Annotated in this window: 6 protein-coding genes; 2 read left to right on the forward strand and 4 right to left on the reverse strand. The window is 65.0% G+C overall.

Annotated features, from left to right (window positions below; all coding sequences use genetic code 11):
• The 3 genes from bchC to KBT70_RS12660 all read right to left on the reverse strand — a co-directional run.
• The coding region (gene bchC / locus KBT70_RS12650; RefSeq protein WP_296633924.1) for a chlorophyll synthesis pathway protein BchC at positions 1–599 on the reverse strand (599 nt) is incomplete at its 3' end.
• Between the two features lie 113 nt (positions 600–712).
• The gene (locus KBT70_RS12655; RefSeq protein ID WP_296633912.1) at positions 713–1,846 is read right to left on the reverse strand and encodes a methyltransferase; all 1,134 of its coding nucleotides are present in this window, start codon (positions 1,844–1,846) and stop codon (positions 713–715) included.
• Between the two features lies 1 nt (position 1,847).
• Positions 1,848–2,717 (reverse strand): polyprenyl synthetase family protein, encoded by an 870-nt coding sequence (locus KBT70_RS12660; protein ID WP_296633915.1) that lies wholly within the window; start codon positions 2,715–2,717, stop codon positions 1,848–1,850.
• A 92-nt stretch (positions 2,718–2,809) separates the two neighbouring features.
• On the opposite strand from KBT70_RS12660, the gene crtD reads away from it, so the two are divergent.
• Together crtD and crtC are read left to right on the forward strand one after the other, a co-directional pair.
• The gene (gene crtD, locus KBT70_RS12665) at positions 2,810–4,360 is read left to right on the forward strand and encodes a 1-hydroxycarotenoid 3,4-desaturase CrtD (protein ID WP_296633918.1); all 1,551 of its coding nucleotides are present in this window, start codon (positions 2,810–2,812) and stop codon (positions 4,358–4,360) included.
• Complete coding sequence (gene crtC, locus KBT70_RS12670; protein WP_296633928.1) at positions 4,357–5,238, forward strand: carotenoid 1,2-hydratase; 882 nt, start codon at positions 4,357–4,359, stop codon at positions 5,236–5,238. Before crtD ends, crtC begins: the two co-directional genes overlap by 4 nt.
• Positions 5,239–5,256: 18 nt before the next feature.
• On the opposite strand, the gene lpdA is transcribed toward crtC, so the two are convergent.
• Positions 5,257–6,400: dihydrolipoyl dehydrogenase (lpdA, locus tag KBT70_RS12675; protein ID WP_296633921.1), on the reverse strand; the 1,144-nt coding region annotated here is incomplete at its 5' end.

Consider the following 6,400-nt stretch of genomic DNA (forward strand, 5'->3'; position numbering starts at 1 on the left):
TCGCGGCGCGTGTCGGTATCGGGATGGATCACCGGATAGCCCTGCGCGCCTGTGCTGCGCCCAGCCTGCGTTTCCCAGACGGTGGGCGCCGGTGCACCCGCTGCAATCGTCAACCGCGCCAGCAACCGGCCCAGAACACCATGCCCCACGATAAGATCAGGCACCGCCTTGTCGAGACCCGCCATCGCGTGCCGCGCCGTCGCCGCGAGCGCCAAAAGCGCGCCTTCGGCCCCGAACCCTGCATCGATTCGGCAGACCCGCGACGCTTTGGTCACAAGCCGCGCCGAGGCACCGCCAAAGAGACCAAAGGCCCCTTCGTAGCAATCGGCACCGGGCACGAACACATGATCGCCAGGCTTGTAGCCTGTGCCGGCTCCGGCCTCGACCACCTCACCAGCAGCCTCGTAACCGGGCACCAGCGGATAGCCCATACCGGGGAACGGAGGCATCTGCCCCGACCAGAACAGCTTTTCCGTGCCAGTAGAAATCCCCGAATGGGTCACATCGACCACCAGATCCCCGGCCCCCGGCGCCTTGAGCGTCAGACTGTCAACCGAGAGATCTTCTGGACCTCTGAGATGAACGGCGCGGGTTTCGATGGTAGCCTCCTGTCCCTGTCTGACACTGTCAGATTTTGGATTCCTCTTACCTGTAAGTGTAGCGGGACAGGCTAAAGTGTCAATCTTTCTTTACACTGTCAGAATTATTTTCGTCACGCGTTCTTTACACAGCTTAAGGCACTGGTGACGAAGGGGCGCGGGCTATGGGGAATGCGGATATCCGTGAACCCCGCCGCCCGACACATCTCGGCAATGCGCGCCGCAGAGCGCGCGCGCCCTGTGCCCATCGCCATGGTATAAAAGGCAAAATAGACATCGCCCGCCCGTTCGGGCCGCGCGCCACCGGCCATCGGCTCGGCCACGATCAACCGCCCACCGACAGGCAAGGCGGCATGCACCTTGGCCAACAGCGCCCTTACCGTGGCGTCGTCATGGTCATAAAGCACCCGGATAAGCGAGATCGTATCGGCCACCTCCGGCAGCGGATCTGTGCGAAAAGAGCCTGGAACGAGTGTCAACCGCGCACTCAGCCCCGCCTCTGACAATCGCGCATGGGCAGAGGGAATAACCTCGGGCAGATCCAGGAGTGTCAGGCGCACATCCGGGTAACGTGCCGCAACAGCGGCGAGAAACGCCCCGCTTCCCCCGCCGATATCGAGCAGATGGCGCGTCTGTTTCAAGGGAATCATCCGCAGAACATCCTGCGCCACCAACCCCTGCGATTGCGCCATGAGATCGGAGTAGCGCCGCGCCACCTCCGGCTCCATTTCCGCCGCCGCGCCAAAGACATAGGGCCAGAATCGCGCCAACTCGGTCTCGCCCTGCCCGCGCAACAGCGCCACCGGATCGGCCATATCGGCGTAAAAGGCGCGGTGATGGCGAATCATCGCCTCGAGCCCCGGCACACCCAGAATCGCCGCCCCTTTGCGCGCCAGCGCAAAACGCCCGTCGCGCCGCCGCCGCAGCAGGCCAAGCGCCGCCCCCGCCTGAAGGAGAATCGCCATGCGATCCTCTGTCAGACCCGCCCGCCGGGCGAGCACAGCAGGTGCTTCCGGCCCTTCGGCCAAGTGATGCAAAAGGTCCAGCTCGACCAGTGCAGATAGCACCTGCGACTGCACAAACCCTTGGACTATATCGAAAATCTCGGCCCCATCGCGCCGTGCAATGCCGCGCGTCAGGGCAAATCCGCTGGCCCAGTGCTGAAACCGCGGATTGGCGATCAGCCGTGTCAGCCAACCGCCCCGTGGCACCGCCCTGCGTTCGGGCACATCGCCCGCCACAGCCATGTCAGGCCCGCATACGCGCGGGCAGCACAGAGATGATTCGCTCGGCTTGCATCTGCACCATCTTGGCCAGCCGCGCCTCGCCGGGGCAGGACGGGATCGACGAAATCGCCCCCGCCAGAATATCCTTGAGCCGCGTCACGGCCCCTGTCACGCCCAGTTCCGCCACCGCATTGGGCCGCCCATGCAGATCATCCTGCCCCACCGGCTTGCCCAATGTCTCGGCATCGAGCAGCGCATCGCGCAGATCGTCCGCCACCTGAAACGCCGCCCCGATACGCGCACCCAACTCATACCACGGCTCAGGCTCGTGCCCCGCTGCAATGGCCCCCATCTGCGTGGCCGCAATAAAGAGCGCCCCGGTCTTGGAGCGGTGATAAGCCTCAAGATCAACCGTCGGCTCGCTCTCCCAGCCTTGGCCTGCACAAATTCCATTGGGCATTCCGCTGCGCCGCGCCAGCGCCAGGATCAGCGCATTGGCGCGCGCCGCATCGCGGTCCGCCACACGGGCCAGAATTTCAAAGGACATGATGATCAGCGCATCCCCCGCCAGCACCGCCAGCGGCTCGGAATAGGCCCGATGCACCGAGGGCTTGCCCCGCCGCAAATCGGCATCGTCGAAACAGGGCAAATCGTCATGCACGAGGCTCGCGCAATGCATGATTTCCAGCGCGGCGGCGGCGGCATCGCTCAACTCCGGCCGGTCATCGCCACAGGCCATCGCCACAGACATCAGAATCGTCGGGCGAATGCGCGCGCCACCGGGACTGGTGGCGTAATCGAGGGCATCAGCCAATCGGGCCGGGGTCTGCCCCGCTTGGCCGCGCGCAATCGCCTGCGCAATGGCCGCCTCAATGCGGGTCTCGATGGGCATAGCCGCTCCTTTTCGCCGAATGTCTCACAAATCTGACACCATATGTGTAAATCATACTGGACACATTGCCCGCGCGAGTCAACAATCGCGTTATGAAATCGGACACGCCCCTTCTGGACACGCGCGACCGGGTCCTGGTGGTCGGCGCCGGGATCGCGGGTTTGGCCGCAGCGCTGCGCTTGGCCCATGCCGGTCTCGCCGTCACGGTCCTCGAGCGGCACGCAGGCCCCGGCGGCAAGATGCGTGCTTTCCCCTCGGACGCAGGCCCGGTCGATGCCGGACCCACCGTGCTCACGATGCGCGGCGTCTTCGATGCGCTCTTTGCCAGCGTCGGCACGCGGCTCGAGGATCACATCGACCTCGTGCCCCAAGACATCCTCGCCCGCCATTTCTGGCCCGATGGCAGCCGCCTTGATCTCTTTGCCGACGAAGCGCGGAGCCGGGCCGCAATCCATGATTTCGCGGGCGACCGCGCCGCCCGGCAATTCACCCGCTTTTGCGCCCGCGCGCGCCGCCTCTTCGCGGCTTTTGATGCCCCGATGATGCAGGCGGCCGCGCCCTCCTCTCTAGCCCTCGCCGCAACCGTGGCCCGGCAACCTAACCTGATCCCCGCCATGGCCCCGCTCTCGACCTTGGCGCAGAGCCTCGCGCGCCAGTTCGACGATCCCCGCCTCAGACAGCTCTTTGGCCGCTACGCCACCTATGTCGGCGGCTCGCCCTATCAGTCCCCGGCGCTTCTGTCGCTGATCTGGCAGGCCGAGGCGGCGGGCGTGTGGGTGGTGCGCGGCGGCATGCACCGACTTGCTCAGAGCCTCGCAACTCTCGCCAGCGCCAAGGGCGCGCATTTCCATTACGGCACCCATGTCTCGCGGATCGAGACCGAGGGTGCACAGGTGCGCGGTGTCACCCTCGGCGATGGCACGCGGCTTGCGGCAGAGCATATCCTCTTCAACGGTGATCCCCGCGCCCTTGCCTCGGGCTTGCTCGGGCCTGCCGCGACTGCGGTCGCCCCTCAGACGATGAAACTGCCGCGCAGCCTCTCGGCACAGGTCTGGGCCTTTGCCGCAACGCCCTCTGGCCCCGACCTTGCGCATCACAACGTATTTTTCGCCGCCGACGCCCGCAGCGAATTCGAAGATCTGAGGGCTGGGCGCTGCCCGCGCGACCCCACGATCTACGTCTGCGCACAGGATCGCGGCCTGCCCGAACACCCGCCCCATCGCGAGCGGTTCGAGATCATTCTCAACGCGCCACCGCTTGATGGCCTCACCCAAACAGCCGAGGATTTCGCCTCATGTCACACCCGGACCTTTCAGACCCTCGCGGCTTTTGGCCTGCGCTTCAATCCCTTGCCGGGCGAGGGGACGCTGACGACACCGGCGCGGTTCGACCGGATGTTTCCCGCCTCTCTCGGATCGCTCTACGGGCAGAGCCCGCACGGCATGACGGCGGGGCTCAAGCGGCCCACGGCGCGCACGCCGATCCGGGGTCTCTATCTCGCGGGGGGCGGGGCCCATCCGGGGGCGGGGGTGCCAATGGCCACGCTCTCCGCCCGGCACGCGGCAGAGGCGATCTTGAACGACCGAATTTCGATCTCGACGTGCCCTCCAATGGCTATGCCTGGTGGTATATCGACGGCCTGAGCGATGATGGCGGGCGCGCCGTCAGCGTGATCGGCTTCATCGGTTCGGTGTTCTCGCCGTGGTATGCGTGGTCAGGGCGGCGCAATCCGGCCAACCATGTCTGCATCAACGTCGCCACCTATGGGCCCGGCGGACGCTTTACCATGACCGACCGGGGCGCATCGGCCCTGCGGCAGAGCCGCGATTGCCTGACCGTCGGCCCCTCGTCGATGCGGTGGGAGGATGGTCGCCTGATCATCGAGATCAATGAAATCTCGTCGCCCCCGCTCGTTTCCCGCGTGCGCGGGCGCATCACCGTGACCCCAACGGCGCTCACACAAGTGGAACTCCCGCTCACCCCCGAGGGCACCCATATCTGGCGCCCCTTCGGCCCCACTTCGACCATCGAGGTCGATCTGGACGCGCCCGGCTGGCAATGGCAGGGGCACGGCTATTTCGACGCCAATTTCGGCACCCGTGCTCTGGAACAGGATTTCAAATACTGGACCTGGGGGCGCTATCCGGTGCGCGGCGGCTCTACCTGCTTTTACGACGCGGTGCGGATGGATGGCTCATCGCTCGCCACGGCGGTGCATTTCGACGCGGATGGCCGGGCCGAAGGCATCGCGCTCCCGCCCAAGGTGCCAATGCGGCGCAGTCTCTGGCAGGTCGCACGCGACACCCGCGCCGATGCCGGGTATCAGCCGCATCAGGTGAAACCGATGCTTGATGCGCCCTTTTACAGCCGCTCGGCGGTCAAGACGCGACTGGATGGCGAAGAAACCGTGGGCGTGCATGAGGCGCTCGACCTCACCCGCTTTCGCATGGGCCTGCTCAAGCCCATGCTCGCGGTGCGCGTGCCCCGCCGTGCGCGGTGGAGTTTCAACGACGCGCCCTGATCCGGGCGCGCCCAAAACTCAAATGTGGATCACCCGATCATAGGCATCGAGCACGCTTTCATGCATCATCTCGCTCAGCGTGGGATGCGGGAACACCGTGTTCATCAGGTCTTCTTCGGTGGTCTCCAACTGGCGACCCACCACATAGCCTTGGATCAATTCCGTGACCTCGGCGCCCACCATATGCGCGCCCAAGAGCTCGCCGGTCTTGGCATCGAACACCGTCTTGATCATGCCCTCCGGCTCGCCCAGCGCAATCGCCTTGCCATTGCCGATGAACGGGAACCGGCCCACCTTGACGGCATAGCCCTTTTCCTTGGCCTTGGCCTCGGTCAGACCCACGCTCGCCACCTGCGGATGGCAATAGGTGCAGCCTGCGATGCTCTCGGGTTTGACCGGGTGCGGATGCCCGCCCGCGATCAACTCGGCCACCATCACGCCCTCATGGCTCGCCTTATGCGCCAGCCAGGGCGCGCCCGCGATGTCGCCAATCGCATAGAGACCGTCCACCCCGGTGCGGCAATATTCATCCGTCACCACATGGGTGCGGTCGATCTTGACGCCCAGCGCCTCCAGGCCCAGCCCCTCGACATTACCGACGATCCCCACGGCAGAGATGACCGTGTCAAACTCGTGCTGCTCGACCTTGCCACCCACCTCGATATGCGCGGTGACTTTGCCCTTGCCACGATCCAACTGCTTGACCATGGCCTTTTCCATGATCTTCATTTTCTGCTTGGTGAACGCCTTCTTGGCAAAGGCGGAAATCTCGGCATCCTCGACCGGCAGGATGCGCTCCATCACCTCGACCACCGTGGTCTCGGCCCCAAGCGTATTGTAGAAGCTGGCAAATTCGATCCCAATTGCGCCAGAGCCAATCACCAACAGCTTCTTGGGCATCCGCTGCGGCACCAGCGCGTGCTTGTAGGTCCACACCAGATCGCCATCCGCCTCGAGCCCCGGCAACTCACGCGCCCGCGCACCAGTGGCCAGAATGATATGCTTGGCCTCCAGCTCTTCAGTGCCCTTCTCGGTCTTGACGCTGACCTTACCCTTGGCAGGCAACGTGGCCGCACCCATCACAACCGTGACCTTGTTCTTCTTCATCAGGTGGGCCACACCGCCGCTCAACTGCTTGGCCACCCCACGCGAGCGTTTGACC

The sequence above is a fragment of the Roseovarius sp. genome (assembly GCF_018066915.1).
In the GTDB taxonomy this organism is placed as follows: Bacteria; Pseudomonadota; Alphaproteobacteria; order Rhodobacterales; family Rhodobacteraceae; genus Roseovarius.

Bases quoted from the DNA above. Each gene is read 5' to 3' on its own strand.
- KBT70_RS12655 (WP_296633912.1), bottom strand. From the start codon at position 1,846: ATGGCTGTGGCGGGCGATGTGCCCGAACGCAGGGCGGTGCCACGGGGC.
- crtD (WP_296633918.1), top strand. From the start codon at position 2,810: ATGAAATCGGACACGCCCCTTCTGGACACGCGCGACCGGGTCCTGGTG.
- KBT70_RS12660 (WP_296633915.1), bottom strand. From the start codon at position 2,717: ATGCCCATCGAGACCCGCATTGAGGCGGCCATTGCGCAGGCGATTGCG.